At 70.1% G+C, this 14,223-nt stretch carries 16 protein-coding genes; 9 read left to right on the top strand and 7 right to left on the bottom strand.

Going from position 1 to position 14,223, the window contains the following annotated elements; genetic code table 11:
* Positions 1–29: 29 nt before the first annotated feature.
* Entirely contained in the window at positions 30–245 is a 216-nt protein-coding gene (locus JNB62_RS12585) for an AsnC family protein (protein ID WP_141892890.1), read from the top strand.
* A 26-nt stretch (positions 246–271) separates the two neighbouring features.
* The gene (locus JNB62_RS12580; protein WP_220301233.1) at positions 272–2,257 is read left to right on the top strand and encodes an ABC transporter ATP-binding protein; all 1,986 of its coding nucleotides are present in this window, start codon (positions 272–274) and stop codon (positions 2,255–2,257) included.
* A 573-nt stretch (positions 2,258–2,830) separates the two neighbouring features.
* On the opposite strand, the gene JNB62_RS12575 is transcribed toward JNB62_RS12580, so the two are convergent.
* Positions 2,831–4,711, bottom strand: a complete 1,881-nt coding sequence (locus JNB62_RS12575; RefSeq protein ID WP_220301232.1) for a phosphoenolpyruvate carboxykinase (GTP) — start codon at positions 4,709–4,711, stop codon at positions 2,831–2,833.
* A 125-nt stretch (positions 4,712–4,836) separates the two neighbouring features.
* On the opposite strand from JNB62_RS12575, the gene JNB62_RS12570 reads away from it, so the two are divergent.
* A complete protein-coding gene (locus JNB62_RS12570) occupies positions 4,837–6,273 on the top strand; it encodes an XRE family transcriptional regulator (RefSeq protein WP_220301231.1) in 1,437 nt (478 codons plus the stop codon).
* 12 nt (positions 6,274–6,285) lie between these two features.
* On the opposite strand, the gene JNB62_RS12565 is transcribed toward JNB62_RS12570, so the two are convergent.
* Together JNB62_RS12565 and JNB62_RS12560 are read right to left on the bottom strand one after the other, a co-directional pair.
* Entirely contained in the window at positions 6,286–7,365 is a 1,080-nt protein-coding gene (locus JNB62_RS12565; protein ID WP_220301230.1) for a winged helix DNA-binding domain-containing protein, read from the bottom strand.
* Between the two features lie 152 nt (positions 7,366–7,517).
* Positions 7,518–7,958 carry a winged helix-turn-helix transcriptional regulator gene (locus JNB62_RS12560; RefSeq protein WP_220301229.1) on the bottom strand — a complete coding sequence of 147 codons (441 nt, stop codon included), beginning with the start codon at positions 7,956–7,958 and terminating at the stop codon, positions 7,518–7,520.
* A gap of 103 nt (positions 7,959–8,061) precedes the next feature.
* On the opposite strand from JNB62_RS12560, the gene JNB62_RS12555 reads away from it, so the two are divergent.
* Positions 8,062–8,427, top strand: coding sequence for a DoxX family protein (locus tag JNB62_RS12555; RefSeq protein WP_220301228.1), 366 nt, complete (start codon positions 8,062–8,064; stop codon positions 8,425–8,427).
* A gap of 128 nt (positions 8,428–8,555) precedes the next feature.
* Here JNB62_RS12555 and JNB62_RS12550 read toward each other — a convergent pair whose 3' ends face one another.
* The gene (locus JNB62_RS12550) at positions 8,556–9,392 is read right to left on the bottom strand and encodes an alpha/beta fold hydrolase (RefSeq protein ID WP_220301227.1); all 837 of its coding nucleotides are present in this window, start codon (positions 9,390–9,392) and stop codon (positions 8,556–8,558) included.
* Positions 9,393–9,539: 147 nt separating this feature from the next.
* Between JNB62_RS12550 and JNB62_RS12545 the strand changes: the two genes are divergently transcribed.
* Entirely contained in the window at positions 9,540–9,956 is a 417-nt protein-coding gene (locus JNB62_RS12545) for a glyoxalase (RefSeq protein ID WP_220301226.1), read from the top strand.
* 6 nt (positions 9,957–9,962) lie between these two features.
* On the opposite strand, the gene JNB62_RS12540 is transcribed toward JNB62_RS12545, so the two are convergent.
* Positions 9,963–10,619 (bottom strand): TetR/AcrR family transcriptional regulator, encoded by a 657-nt coding sequence (locus JNB62_RS12540; protein ID WP_308291800.1) that lies wholly within the window; start codon positions 10,617–10,619, stop codon positions 9,963–9,965.
* On the opposite strand from JNB62_RS12540, the gene JNB62_RS12535 reads away from it, so the two are divergent.
* Entirely contained in the window at positions 10,606–11,508 is a 903-nt protein-coding gene (locus tag JNB62_RS12535) for an NmrA family NAD(P)-binding protein (protein ID WP_220301225.1), read from the top strand. The two genes, JNB62_RS12540 and JNB62_RS12535, sit on opposite strands and share 14 nt — an antisense overlap.
* Positions 11,509–11,642: 134 nt before the next feature.
* Here JNB62_RS12535 and JNB62_RS12530 read toward each other — a convergent pair whose 3' ends face one another.
* The gene (locus JNB62_RS12530) at positions 11,643–11,918 is read right to left on the bottom strand and encodes a helix-turn-helix transcriptional regulator (protein ID WP_220301336.1); all 276 of its coding nucleotides are present in this window, start codon (positions 11,916–11,918) and stop codon (positions 11,643–11,645) included.
* Between the two features lie 49 nt (positions 11,919–11,967).
* On the opposite strand from JNB62_RS12530, the gene map reads away from it, so the two are divergent.
* Positions 11,968–12,771: a type I methionyl aminopeptidase gene (map, locus tag JNB62_RS12525; protein ID WP_220301224.1), complete on the top strand. Its 804-nt coding sequence runs from the start codon at positions 11,968–11,970 to the stop codon at positions 12,769–12,771.
* 49 nt (positions 12,772–12,820) lie between these two features.
* Here map and JNB62_RS12520 read toward each other — a convergent pair whose 3' ends face one another.
* Positions 12,821–12,961 (bottom strand): hypothetical protein, encoded by a 141-nt coding sequence (locus tag JNB62_RS12520; RefSeq protein WP_220301223.1) that lies wholly within the window; start codon positions 12,959–12,961, stop codon positions 12,821–12,823.
* Between the two features lie 75 nt (positions 12,962–13,036).
* Here JNB62_RS12520 and JNB62_RS12515 point away from each other — a divergent pair, with 75 nt between their 5' ends.
* Together JNB62_RS12515 and JNB62_RS12510 are read left to right on the top strand one after the other, a co-directional pair.
* Positions 13,037–13,591, top strand: coding sequence for a sugar O-acetyltransferase (locus tag JNB62_RS12515; protein WP_220301222.1), 555 nt, complete (start codon positions 13,037–13,039; stop codon positions 13,589–13,591).
* 9 nt (positions 13,592–13,600) lie between these two features.
* On the top strand, positions 13,601–14,194 hold the full coding sequence (locus JNB62_RS12510) for a hypothetical protein (RefSeq protein ID WP_220301221.1): 594 nt from the start codon (positions 13,601–13,603) through the stop codon (positions 14,192–14,194).
* The last annotated feature ends 29 nt before the right edge of the window (positions 14,195–14,223 follow it).

The raw sequence follows: 14,223 nt of genomic DNA, 5'->3' as shown, positions 1-14,223 counted from the left end.
AGTATCCACTCGACACGAGAGGCGGCACGATGAGCGGCGATGACCTGCAGACCCTCATCGGCGCGGCCGGCGAGCGCGAGCCGCTCGCCGAGCTGCACCGCCTCGCCGAGGTGCGCCGGGAGCTCGCCCGCGCCGAGGAGGTCCAGGTGCGCAAGGCGCGCAACCTCGGCTTCTCTTGGCAGGCGATCGCGAGCGCCCTCGGCGTGAGCAGACAGGCCGTCCACAAGAAGTACGGTCGAAGGTAAGCCCCCTTCACGAACGAGGTACACCCATGCCCTCCGCCGAACTCGACGAAGCCCCCGCAGCCGCACCCGCGCGAGGTCGCGGCATCCGATCGCGCCGCACCAAGCAGGAGGGCCCGCGCGCGACGTTCCGCCAGCTGCTGCCCTACCTGTTCGAGCACAGGACGACGATCGCCGTCGTCATCGTGCTCAGCATCCTGAGCGCCGGCGCCTCGCTCGTGCAGCCGCTGCTGGTGGGCCAGGTCATCACGCGCGTGCAGCAGAACCTCGACCTGGGCCTGCTGGTGTGGGCCCTCGTGGGCTTCGTGATCCTGGGATCCCTCATCTCCGGCTACCAGCACTACCTGCTGCAGCGCACCGGCACGGCCGTCGTGTACTCCAGCCGGCGCCGGCTCATCGCCCGCATCCTGCACCTGCCGATCAGCGAGTTCGACGCGCGCCGCACCGGCGACCTCGTCTCGCGCGTCGGCAGCGACACGACGCTCCTCTACGCCGCGCTCACGCAGGGCCTCGCGGACTCCGTCGGCAACGCGCTGCTGTTCGTCGGGGCCCTGGTCGCCATGGCGGTCATCGACCCCGTGCTGCTCGGCATCATCGTCCTCGTGATCGGCGTCTCGGTGATCGGCGTCGTGGCGCTGAGCGGCCGCATCCGCAGCGCCTCGACCGAGCAGCAGGAGAAGGTGGGCACCCTCGCGTCGGGCGTCGAGCGGGCCGTGGGCTCGATCCGCACCGTGCGCGCCTCGGGGGCGACCGAGCGCGAGGTGGCCGCCGTCACGGCGCAGGCCACCGACGCGTTCGACGTGGGCGTGCGCATCGCCAAGGTGTCGGCACTCGTCGTGCCGATCGCGGGGATCGCGCTGCAGGTGTCGCTGCTCGTGGTGATCGGACTCGGCGGCTTCCGCGTCGCCACGGGAGCGCTGTCGATCGCGAACCTCGTGACGTTCATCATGTTCCTGTTCATGCTGATCGCGCCGCTCGGCTCCTTCTTCGGCGCCATCACGTCGGTCAGCCAGGCGCTCGGCGCGCTCGGCCGCATCCAGGAGGTGCTCGACCTTCCCACCGAGGCGCAGGACGACGCCGCGATCGCCGCCCGCGTGCGAGAAGCGGATGCCTCCGACTCGGCCGCCCCGTCGGCCTCGGCCGCCGCCGCGGCGATCGAGTTCCGCGACGTGCGCTTCCGCTACCCCGAGAACGTCGTCGCCGCGCGGCGCAAGGCGGAGTCCGAGGCGCTGGCGGTGCTCGAGAGCGCGCACGTCGACACGTCGGTCATCGCGCTGGGCGAAGGCACCTCGAGTGACGGGCAGACGGAGGCTCCGGCATCCCTCGACTCCGACGGCGACGTGCTGCGGGGCGTGTCGTTCACGGTCCCCCGCGGCGCCCGCGTGGCGCTCGTCGGCCCGTCGGGTGCGGGCAAGAGCACGACGCTCGCGCTCATCGAGCGGTTCTACGACCCGACCGGCGGCGCGATCCTGCTGGGCGGCGACGACGTGCGCACGCTCGACCGCGACGCGCTACGCGCGCAGCTCGGGTACGTGGAGCAGGACGCGCCCACGCTCGCGGGGACGATCGGCGACAACCTGCGGCTCGCGTCGCCGGAGGCGTCGGACGCGGAGTGCGAGGAGGTGCTGCGCGCGGTGAACCTCGGCGAGGTGCTCGACCGCAACCCGCTCGGCATCGACGCACCGGTCGGCGAGTCCGGCGTCATGCTGTCGGGCGGCGAGCGTCAGCGCCTCGCGATCGCCCGGGCGCTGCTGGCCGCTCCCCCGATCCTGCTGCTCGACGAGTCCACGTCGTCGCTCGACGGCCTCAACGAGCAGCGCATGCGCGACGCGATCGACGCCGTCGCCGCCGGCCGCACGCTCATCGTGATCGCGCACCGCCTGTCGACCGTCGTCGACAGCGACCACATCGTCGTGATGGACCACGGCCGCGTCGTGGGCCAGGGCACCCACTCCGAGCTCGTGCAGACGACCCCGCTCTACCGCGACCTCGCGAAGCACCAGCTGCTCGTCTGAGTCCGGCGCCGGGGTCCGTGGCGAACGTGGCGAGTCGCCACGAACGACGCCCCACACGCGCCGAACCTGGCGACTCGCCACGAACCGCCGCAGGCGAACGGATGCCGCCACCCGACCCGCCGCGCGCCGAACGTCGCGAGTCGCCACCAACAGCGCCCCACACGCACCGAAGCTGGCGACTCGCCAAGAACCGTCGCCGGCGAACGGATGCCACCACCCGGCCCGCCGCGCGGCGACGGTTGCCAGCCGCCACGAACGACGCCCGACGCGCACCGAACGTGGCGACTCGCCAACAACCGCCGTCAGTGAACGGATGCCACCACCCGGCCCGCCGCGCCGACGGTGGCCAGCCGCCACGAACGACGCCCGACGCGCACCGAACCTGGCGACTCGCCAACAACCGCCGTCAGCGAACGGATGCCACCACCCGGCCCGCCGCGGGGCGACGCGGTTGCCAGTCGCCACGAACGACGCCCCACACGCGCCGAAACTGGCGACTCGCCACGAACGACACGCGGATGCCCCGGCCACCGCACAGGTGAGGCCGGGGCATCCGCTCCCGAAGTCGTCGGGTCAGGCGCGCTGCAGGCGGTAGCGCAGGGCGGCGAGCTCGGCCCACAGCGGAGCGGGAACGCGGCCGTCGAAGGTGCGGTAGAACTCCTCGGTGAGGTCGGCCTCCTGCAGCCACAGCTGCGGGTCGACGGCGAACAGCTCGTCGAGGTCGTCCTGCGACACGTCGATGCCGTCCAGATCGAGGTCCTCGGGGTGGGGCAGGCGGCCGATCGGGCTCTCGACCGCGCCGACCTCGCCCTCGATGCGGCGGATGATCCAGTCGATGACGCGCGAGTTGTCACCGAAGCCGGGCCACAGGAACCGGCCGTCCGAACCCTTGCGGAACCAGTTCACCTGGAACACGCGCGGCGCGCGGTCGAACCGCAGCTTCTGCCCGACCTTGAGCCAATGGCCGAAGTAGTCCGCCATGTTGTAGCCGCAGAACGGCAGCATCGCGAACGGGTCGCGGCGCAGCTCGCCGACGGTGCCCTCGGCAGCGGCGGTGCGCTCGGACGACACGTTCGAGCCCATGAAGACGCCATGCGTCCAGTCGGTCGCCTCGACCACGAGCGGCACGTTCGTCGCGCGGCGTCCGCCGAACAGGATCGCGTCGAGCGGCACGCCCTGCGGCGCGTCCCAGTCGTCGGCGATCTGCGGGCACTGCGCCGCGGCGACGGTGAAGCGCGAGTTGGGGTGGGCGGCGGGGCGACCGGATGCCGGCGTCCAGGGCTTGCCCTCCCAGTCGGTGAGCTCCGCCGGCGGCTCGTCGGTGAGGCCCTCCCACCACACGTCGCCGTCGGGGCGCAGTGCGACGTTCGTGAAGATCGTGTTGCCCCACAGCGTCTCGACCGCGGTGACGTTGGTCGACTCGCCGGTGCCGGGCGCGACGCCGAAGAAGCCCGCCTCGGGGTTGATGGCCCACAGCCGGCCGTCCTCGCCGGGGCGCAGCCAGGCGATGTCGTCGCCGAGGGTCTCGACGCGCCAGCCCGGGATCGTGGGACGCAGCATGGCGAGGTTCGTCTTGCCGCACGCCGACGGGAACGCGGCGGCGATGTGGTAGGCGCGACCCGCGGGGTCGATCACGCGGATGAGCAGCATGTGCTCGGCGAGCCAGCCCTCGTTGCGGCCGATCACCGACGCGATGCGCAGCGCGAAGCACTTCTTGGCGAGGATCGCGTTGCCGCCGTAGCCCGAGCCGTACGACCACACCTCGAGCGTGTCGGGAAAGTGCACGATGTACTTCTCGTCGTTGCAGGGCCACGCGTCGTCCTGCTGGCCGGGCTGCAGCGGCGCCCCCACGGAGTGCACGGTCTTGACCCACGGGGCGCCCCCGGCGATCTCGCGCAGGACGTCGGTGCCCACACGCGTCATGATGCCGATCGAGGTGACCGCGTAGGCGCTGTCGGTGATCTGCACGCCGATGTGCGACAGCGGCCCGCCGACAGGACCCATCGAGAACGGCACGACGTACATCGTGCGGCCCTTCATCGAGCCGTCGAACAGGGGCGTGATCGTGGCACGGATCTCGTCGGGCGCGACCCAGTTGTTCGTGGGGCCGGCGTCCTCCTCGCGCTCCGAGGCGATGAACGTGCGCGCCTCGGTGCGCGCGACGTCGCTCGGGTGCGACCGGGCGAGGTACGAACCGGGCCGCCACTCGGGGTTGAGCTTGATGAGCTTTCCCTCGTCGACCTGCTCGCGCAGGAGCGCGTCGTTCTCGGCGCGCGACCCGTCCACCCAGTGGATGCGGGCCGGCTTGGTGAGGGCCGCGATCTCGTCGACCCACTCGCGCAGGGCGATCATGCCGTCACCGGCGATCGTCGGCATTCCGCCGAACGCCCGGGCGGGGGTCGGACGGACAGACGCGGAGCCTTCGGTTCGGGTGAAGATGTCGGCAAGGGCCATGGTGTCGCTCCTCGTTGATTTCGACGGTGCAGATTCGTGCTCTTCCTCTACTTTCGGTGCAGATGGATGCCTCTTCCACCGATTCTGGGCGTCAAGAGTTGCGATTCTTTCGCTATCATCAAGGAATGCCGCCGACCTCTCTCGAACTGTCGACGCTGGGCCACCGCATCCGTCATCAGCGACTCGCCCACGGCTACACGCTCGATGAGCTGGGCGCCCTCGTCGGCGTCGCCGGCAGCCAGCTGAGCCTCATCGAGAACGGCAAGCGCGAGCCCAAGCTGTCACTGCTGCAGTCGATCGCGTCCGTCACCGGCGTCGAGGTCGCCGAGCTGCTCTCGGCCGAGCCGCCCAACCGCCGCGCGGCGCTGGAGATCGAGCTGGAGCGCGCGCAGTCCAGCTCGGTGTTCCGGCAGCTCGGGGTGGCGCCCGTCAAGGTCACGAAGGGCATGAGCGACGAGACCATCGAGTCGATCCTCGGCCTGCATCGCGAGCTGCAGCGGCGCGAGCGCGAGGCCATCGCGACGCCCGAGGAGGCGCGCCGCGCCAACACCGAGCTGCGGCTGCGGATGCGCGAGCTCGACAACTACCTGCCCGACATCGAGAAGCTCGCCGAGAAGCAGCTCAAGGCGGCAGGTCACGTCTCGGGCGCGCTCACCCACCGCACCGTCAGCATCATGGCCGAGAAGCTCGGGTTCGAGCTGATCTACGTCAACGACCTGCCGCACTCCACCCGGTCGGTCACCGACCTGGAGCACGGCCGGATCTATCTGCCGCCGGCATCCATTCCCGGCGGGCACGGCCTCCGCTCGATGGCCCTGCAGGCGATGGCGCACCGCCTGCTCGGCCACGAGCGGCCCACAGACTACGCCGACTTCTTGCAGCAGCGACTCGAGATCAACTACTACGCCGCGTGCTGCCTCATGCCCGAGACGGCGTCGGTGGCGTTCCTGCAGCAGGCGAAGAAGGATCGCAACCTCGCGGTCGAGGACTTCCGCGATGCCTTCGGCGTCACGCACGAGGCAGCGGGCATGCGCCTGACCAATCTCGCGACCCAGCACCTCGGCATCCGGCTGCACTTCCTCCGTGTCGACGGCTCCGGGGCGATCACCCGCGTGTACGAGAACGACGACCTGCCGCTGCCGATGGACATCACCGGCGCGGTGGACGGGCAGATGGCGTGCCGCAAGTTCTCGGCACGTGCGGCGTTCGACGAGCAGAACCGCACCACCGAGCACTACCAGTACACCGACACACCCGCCGGCACGTTCTGGTGCTCGACGCAGACCGGGACCACATCGGCCGGCGAGTTCTCGATCACGGTGGGCGTGCCGTTCGACGACGCGCGATGGTTCCGCGGGCGCGAGACCCAGAAGCGCGCGACGTCCACGTGCCCCGACGAGTCGTGCTGCCGGCGCGCCGCGCCCGATGTCGCCGCGCGCTGGTCGGGCAAGGCCTGGCCCAGCGCCCGCGTGCACATGCAGATGTTCTCACCGCTCCCCCGCGGCGCGTTCCCCGGTGTCGACGACAACGAGGTGTACGACTTCCTCGACCGCCACGCGTGAGCCGCGGCGACGTCAGGCGGTGATGAACGCCCGGTAGCGATCGAGGGATGCCGCGACCTCGGCGTCCGTCGCCGCCCCGGGTGCGAACAGCTCGGGGATCGGGTCGTCGGCATGCCGGCCGACGGCGACCGAGTGCGTCCAGACGCCGATCGCCTCGCCGCGGGCCACGATGATCGGGCGCACGATGCCGTTCATGCTCGGCCCGATCGCCGAGAGGAACTCCGGCGCGCACGGCACGGTCCGGTCGACGTACGAGAGGTAGTACTCCTCGAAGGGCGGCAGCGCCAGGACCTCGGGGGCGGATGCCGCACGCCGAGGCGCCGGGCCCGGCGCCACGTACAGCGGCTCGGGCTCGTCGTCGACGATCGTCAGCCGGTCACCCGCCGCCTCGGCGGCCGCGCGCGAGACCCCCAGGGGCAGCCCCGTCCACCACGCGAAGTCGCGGGCACCGGCCGGCCCGTGCGAGGCGATGTACCGCACGAAGAGCTCCGCAGCCGGATCGGCAGGCGTCACGGGGTCGCGGATCCACTCCTCCGTGAGCACGAGGTACTGCTCGCGCGTCGGCCCTCCGGCGCGCGGCACGACGGGCCCCTGGCAGACGACGCCGCGCAGCGAGAGGGCGACGAGCAGGTGATACCCGCGCTGCTTGGCGGTCGAGACCCCGGCGAGCTCCCACACCTCGGCGAGCTCCTTGCGGGTCAGACGGTTGCCGCCGCCGAGTGCTGCGCGGGCGGCCTCCTCGGCACGGTCGAGCTCGGCGTCGTCGATCGCCTCGGCGCGCCGCACGCCCGCCATCTGCCGGTGCTGCCGGTCTGCCGTGATCGACAGCACCCATGACAGATCTTCGGCCGGGATCAGGTGGATCGTCCCGCGCATCGTCCACGACCGGACGATCTCGCCGCGATCGAACGCCGCGTCGACGTCGCGGATCGACGGCGCGGTGCGGGTGCGCTGCGCGATCGCCCAGCGTCCGCCCCAGAACTCCTGGGCCTGCGTCGCGAGCATGTGGCGCGCGGCCTCCGCGATGGTGGGCGCGGGGGCGCTCAGGCGATGCGACCGGAGTCGCTCGGCGCGCATCTTCGAGACATCCACCCGCCCATCATGGCGTGGAGCACCGACACGTGCGATCCTGTGCCGCGCGCTTCGTCTCGCTGGCGCTCGCTCAGCGACCGGGTGGTCGCCTTCTCCGGTCGCTGAGCGAGGGAGGGACGACCGAGACGAAGCGCAGCCTGTGCCGACGCGGATCAGCGAGCAGCAGGTGCGTGGGCAGCGTCGTACGCGTCGCGCGAGCGCTCGATGCGCGGATGGTTCTCGATCGCCCAGTCGGCGAGCGCCATGGCGAGCTGCACGAGAGTGCCGCCGAGCGGCGTCAGCTCGTATTCGACCCGCGGTGGCACCTCGGCGTGGACGGTGCGCGTGATGAGCCCGTCGCGCTCGAGCTGCCGCAGCGTGAGCGTCAGCATGCGCTGCGAGATGCCCGGGATGTGCCGCTGCAGCTCGGTGAACCGCAGCCGCTCGCCCCGCAGCGTGCCGACGACCAGCAGCGACCATTTGTCGCCGATGCGGTCGAGCACATCGCGGATCGCGCGACCGTGGTCGGTGCCGGGCGCCGCGCCCTCGCACGAGCGCTCGTAGCCCGTCGGCGCGGGCTCACCGGCGGGCGCGATCGTCAGCGTGTTCGCCATCGCATGTCACCTGCTTACATCCGTGTGCCTTTTGTACGCCCTCAAAAATGACGCATCATGTGGTTGCTTACAAACAGTAACAAACCCCCCGTTGGAGAACTGCATGATCATCGCCCTCTGGATCCTCAACGGACTCCTGGCGCTCGCCTTCATCATGGCCGGCTCGATGAAGGCGGTCCGCCCCAAGAGCTCGCTCGTCGCGAGCGGCATGGCGTGGGCCGACGACTTCGCCGACCCCACGGTCAAGCTCATCGGTGTTGCGGAACTGGTCGGCGGCATCGGCCTCATCCTCCCGCTGCTCACCGGCATCGCCCCGATCCTCACCCCCATCGCCGCGACCGCCCTCGCCGTCGTCATGATCGGCGCGATCGCCGTGCACGTCCGCCGCAAAGAGAACGCGACGCCGTCCGTCGTGCTCGCTGTGCTGTCGATCGCGAGCGCCGTCCTCGGGTTCATCGTCGTGCTCTGATCCGCGAAGACTCAGAAGCGAAGTGGATGCCGGGCGCCCGGCATCCACTTCTCTTCTTGTTGCCGCAGCATGCGCGCGGCGGCGCGCTCGACGATCTCGAGCGCGCCGCCCTCTGGGCCCTGCAGCGATTACTGCTGGATGAACGCGAGGATGTCGGGGTTGAGGACCTCTGCGTGCGTGGTGAGCATGCCGTGCGGGTAACCCTCGTAGATCTTGAGCGTGGCGTCGGCGAGCAGCTCCGCCTGCTTGACGGCGGCGGCCTTGTACGGAACGACCTGGTCGTCATCGCCCTGGAGGACGAGGACGGGCACCGTGATGGCCTTGAGGTCCTCGGTCTGGTCGGTCTCGGAGAACGCCTTGATGCCCTCGTAGTGCGCGAGTGCACTGCCCATCATGCCCTGGCGCCACCAGTTCGCGACCGTGGGCTCGGACACCTTCGCACCGGGTCGGTTGAACCCGTAGAACGGGCCGCATGCGACCGCCTGGAAGAAGTCCGCGCGGTTGGCGAGCAGAGCTTCGCGGAAGCCGTCGAAGACCTCGAGCGGGGTGCCCTCGGGGTTGTCCGGGGTCTGCAGCATGAGCGGCGGGACGGCGGCGACGAGGACCGCCTTCGCGACGCGACCCTGCGGCTGACCGTACTTCGCGACGTAACGGGCGACCTGACCGCCGCCGGTGGAGTGTCCGACGTGGATCGCATTGCGCAGGTCGAGGTGGCGCACGACGGCGTCGACGTCGCTCGCGTAGTGGTCCATGTCGTGGCCGACGCCCGTCTGCGAGGAGCGCCCGTGTCCGCGCCGGTCGCTCGCGACGACGCGGAACCCCTTGCCGAGGAAGTAGAGCATCTGGGCGTCCCAGTCGTCCGACGAGAGCGGCCAGCCGTGGTGGAACACGATCGGCTGGGCGTCACGGGGGCCCCAGTCCTTGAAGTAGATCTCCGTACCGTCGTCTGTGGTCACAAAGGGCATGAGGAACTCCAATTGCATCGGCCGGGTCTTGCCCGGGTCCTGTCGCGTTCTCCGCGTGGTCGCGAAGTCATCCCGACGTAGCGACCGGGGCGGTCTCGATATTCCGCGTCCGGCGAAGATGTCGCATCCCTCCCCTACCGTGGGCGCATGGACGTGAAGTTCGTGGCCGGTTTCGGCCCCATCGTTCGCGACGACGCCGCCTCCCAGGCCTTCTATCGAGACGATCTGGCTCTCCCCCTCCACGAGTCACCGCCCGGATATCTCCACACCAACTCGCTCGGCGGCGTGAAAGCCTTCGCGCTGTGGCGGTTGACGGATGCCGCCCAGTCGACGTTCGGGAACACCGAGTGGCCCGCGCACCTCGCCGTGCCTCAGGCATGGCTCGAATTCGAACTCGCGTCGCCCGAGGCGGTGACCGAGGGCGAGCGCGAGCTGCGGGCAGCGGGGCACGAGATCCTGGTGGCGACCCACGTCGAACCGTGGGGTCAGACGACCGCACGCATGCTCAGCCCGGAAGGGATGCTCGTGGGGCTGTCGTACTTCGCAGAGCTCCACGACGACTGATCCGCGTCACGCAGGGGCGCGGATGCCCTCGACCTGCAGCAGCAGGTGCCTGCGCCAATCGTCGCGGCCGCCCATGTTCGCCATGGCGCCACGGGTGATGAGGATGAAGTCGTCGGCGCCGAAGTCCGGGCGCAGGCGTCCCGCGTCGACGGCGCGCTGCACGATGCGCCGGATGATCGCGCCGAAATCGTTCTTCTCGCTGTCGATGTCGCCCCAGGTGGGTTCCTGGGGACTCAGGATCGCGAAGCGGAAGGCGGCGTCGGGTTCGACTGACGCGAGGTACCCGTGTAGGAGTGCCTCGAAGGCCTCCCACGGGTCTTCGAGCTGTTCAGCCTGACGGGCGATGTCGGTCACGGCCTCGAACCGCCGGCCGATGATCGCCGTGCGCAGCGCGCTCTTGTCGGCGAAATGCCGGTACAGCGTGCCGACGCCGAGACCCGCCTTGGCGGCGATCTCGTCCATCTGCACGTCGTCGCCCCGAGACGCGAACAGCTCGCCGGCTGCGTCGAGCACGGCCTGTCGATTGCGCCGCGCATCGGCGCGCAGCGGTCGGGCAGAAGACGTCATGATGCCCTCACTGTAGTTGACGCGGGCGTACCATCGAGTATATTCGGAACCGGAACTCAGGTTCTTGTTTGGAGAAGAACTCATGATCGTCGTCACCACCCCCACCGGACGGATCGGCAACCGGGTCGTCACCGGCCTGCTGCAGCGGGGCGCCCCCGTGCGCGTCATCGTGCGCGAGGCTTCGCACCTCGGCGAGCGCGTTCGCGACCGCGTCGAGATCGTCGAAGGCTCGCATGCCGACGAGGCGGTCCTAGATGAAGCGCTGGCCGGAGCCGACGCGCTGTTCTGGCTCGTTCCCCCGAACCCCGCAGCACCGAGTGCCGAAGAGCACTACCTCGCGTTCGCGCGCGCGGGTGCGGCGGCGGTCGAGCGGCACGGCGTCGGCCACGTCGTCGGCGTGACCAGCGCCGGCCACGACTGGCAGGGGCGCGCAGGCCTGCTCTCTGCCGCCTTCGCGATGGACGCCATGCTCTCGGCGTCCGGCGCCGCATACCGGGCGCTCTCGCTGCCCTTCTACATGGAGAACCTCGTGGGTCAGGCTGAGGCGATCCGCGAGCGCGGCGTCTTCTCGCTGGCATGCGACGCCGATCGCCCACTCGCCACCATCGCGACCCGCGACATCGCCGACCGCGCCGTCGACCTGCTGACCGATCTCTCGTGGACGGGACAGCAGAATCTGCCGCTGTTCGGTCCCGATCGGCTCACGCCCGCCCAGATGGCCGAGGTGATGAGCGAAGAGCTCGGACGTCCGGTGGCGTTCCAGAGCATCGCCCTGACCGACTTCGCCGCGATGCTGCGCTCACGCGGAGCGAGCGAGCAGTCCATCGTCGACACGGTCGAGATGTTCGACGCTCAGCAGTCCGGCATCTACGACGCCGACTGGACTGTCGCCGAGACGGCGCCGACCGACTTCCGGACCTGGTGCCGCGAGGTGCTGCGCCCGGCGACGGAGCGTTCGCCGCAAGCGGCCGGGCTCGCCCGCTGACACCCTCGGGCGTCACGCCCTCGTGTGAGGTGGATGCCGCGGCTCGCGGCATCCACCTCTCTCATGGTGTGCGCGCAGCACGTCAGGCGCCGAACTCCGTCCAGGGTTCAGCAGTCGTCACGGATCGAGCGCGGCTAGGAGGCGAGCTGGCCCGAGGACGCCTGAGCATCCCCGTTGACTTCGGCCCAGACGGCGTCCAGCGACAACCCCAGCGCGGATGCGATCGCGGCGATCGTCGGAAAGGCTGGCGCGGGCACGCGTCCCGACTCGATCTTGCGCAGCGTCTCGGGCGAGACGCCGGCGTCCAGAGCCACGTCCAGCATGGAGCGACGGCCACGCGCCTCTCGCAGCGCGGCACCGAGCCGCTGACCGCGTTCGACCTCATCGGGGGTGTGCGGCATCCGAACCATCATGCTCCGATAGTAATACCGGGATCACAATACCGGTATTGTTATTGGAATGATCGAGATCCTCTCCCCCACCCAGCTCGCGCAGGCGCGCATCAGCGGCTCACTCGTCGGCGACATCCTCGCCACTCTGAAGGACCGCGTGCGCGTCGGCACGAACCTGCTCGAGATCGACGGCTGGACGCGGACCATGATCGAGGATGCCGGGGCCACCTCCTGCTACGTCGACTACGCGCCCTCGTTCGGGCGTGGTCCCTTCGCCCACTACATCTGCACCGCGGTGAACGATGCCGTCCTGCACGGACGCCCGCACGACTACGCGCTGGCCGACGGCGACCTCCTCACGCTCGACCTGGCGGTCTCGACGGGCGGCATCGCCGCGGACTCGGCCATCAGCTTCATCGTGGGCGAGGCGCGCCCGGCCGAGAGCGTCGAGCTGATCGAAGCCACGGAGCGTGCACTGGAGGCCGCGATCGCCGTCGCCGGACCGGGCGCGCGCATCGGCGACCTCTCGCACGTCATCGGAACGACGCTCATGGAGGCCGGCTACTCCGTCAATCTGGAGTTCGGCGGCCACGGCATCGGCTCGTCGATGCACCAGGATCCGCACGTCGCCAACGCCGGCCGCCCCGGCCGCGGCTACCGGCTCCGCCCCGGACTGCTGCTCGCGCTCGAGCCGTGGGTCATGGCCGACACCGATCGGCTGATCGTGGATGCCGACGGCTGGACGCTCCGCAGCGCCACCGGCTGCCGCACCGCCCACAGCGAGCACACGATCGCGATCACCGACGACGGCGCCGAGGTCCTCACCCTCCCGAGCCGAGTGGCGAACGCACCGAGCGTCACGTCCTCGTGAGAAGGGGATGCCGCGGCCCCCGGCATCCACTTCGCTCATGCTGTGATGCTCACGTGGGCTCGGTCGTGCGCACCAGTCCGCAGTTGACGCACGACCAGGCCACAAGGAACTTCTCGTCATCGAGGATCTCGAAGCTCAGCGGGTCGCCGCACGTCGGGCACGCCAGCGGGTCTGCGGGTCGGTCGGACACGTCCCCAGCCTAGAGTCGCCACACACCGGGCGGCCTGGATGCCTCGACATGGGGGCGGCGTCATGATGGGCACCGATGAAGAACGAACGTCTGATCCCGCGGCGCACCCCGGAGTCCCGAGAAGTGGCCGAGCGGACGCAGATCGTGATGGACCTGACCTCCCGCCTCAACGTGCTGCGGCACAGCGACGTCGACACGCGGGCAGAGCTGCTGGGCGAGATCCTGGGCCGGCCCGCGCCCGAGACGCTGACGCTGTATCCGCCGTTCTTCTGCGACTACGGCCTGAATCTGGAGTTCGGCGAGCACGTCTTCGTGAACCAGAACTGCTCGTTCTACGACATCGGCGGAATCACCATCGGCGACCACACCATGATCGGCCCCGGCGTCACCCTCACGACCGCCGGCCACCCGGTCCAGCCCGGTGAACGCTTCGACGGCATCACGGTTGCGCCGATCGTGATCGACTCGAACGTCTGGATCGGCGCTGATGTCACGGTGACTCCGGGTGTGCGGATCGGCGCGGGCTCCGTCATCGCCGCGGGCACGGTCGTCGCGAAGGATGTGCCGCCGAACTGCGTCGTCAGCGGTGCCGGGTACATCACGCGCCGGAATCTGGATGCCGCACCGTAGGTGTCACCTATGGTGAGCGTCGTGCGAGTGCGGCGAAGCATGGTTCTCGGGTTGGCCCTGACGTTGATGCTGGCGGGGTGCGCGACCAACACCACGGCCCGTGATGGCGGCGGCTCGGGCAGTGCCGCGGGTTCGGACGTGGGCGAGAGCCCGTCGCCGACGCCGACACTAAGCGGGATCGTGGATGCCGATGCCGAGGCTCTCGCCCAGTCCTGGCTCGACGACGCAGTGGTCCCACCGGGCGCGGTCGCCACGGAGACGAAACCGGCGAACTTTCTCAGCTACTACGGCTGGCCGTGTCAGCCCATGGTCGAGCGGACCGGCTACTGGACAGTCGAGGCCAGCAGTGTCACCCAGGTAGCGAAGTGGATGCAGCAGCATCCGACCGGGGGGCTCATGGTCACGACCCCTGGGCCGATTCCCGAAGGCACGGACTACGACGAGGTGACGGTCGGCAACGCTCCGGCGCAGGACTCGCTCGAAGGCATCGCCTACACGATCAGGAAGAGCGCCGAGGGCGTCGCCATCCGTGCCGAGATCGGCGTGAAGCCCGCCGGATCCGTGTGCCCCGAGGGCAACTGGGGCGGACCCGGCCAGGGCTGACGAGGGGCTTGACGGCGCACTTCCATTTT

It is taken from the genome of Microbacterium jejuense, from assembly GCF_019511665.1.
Taxonomy (GTDB): domain Bacteria; phylum Actinomycetota; class Actinomycetes; order Actinomycetales; family Microbacteriaceae; genus Microbacterium; species Microbacterium jejuense_A.
This window is presented reverse-complemented; position numbering and strand designations above follow the sequence as displayed.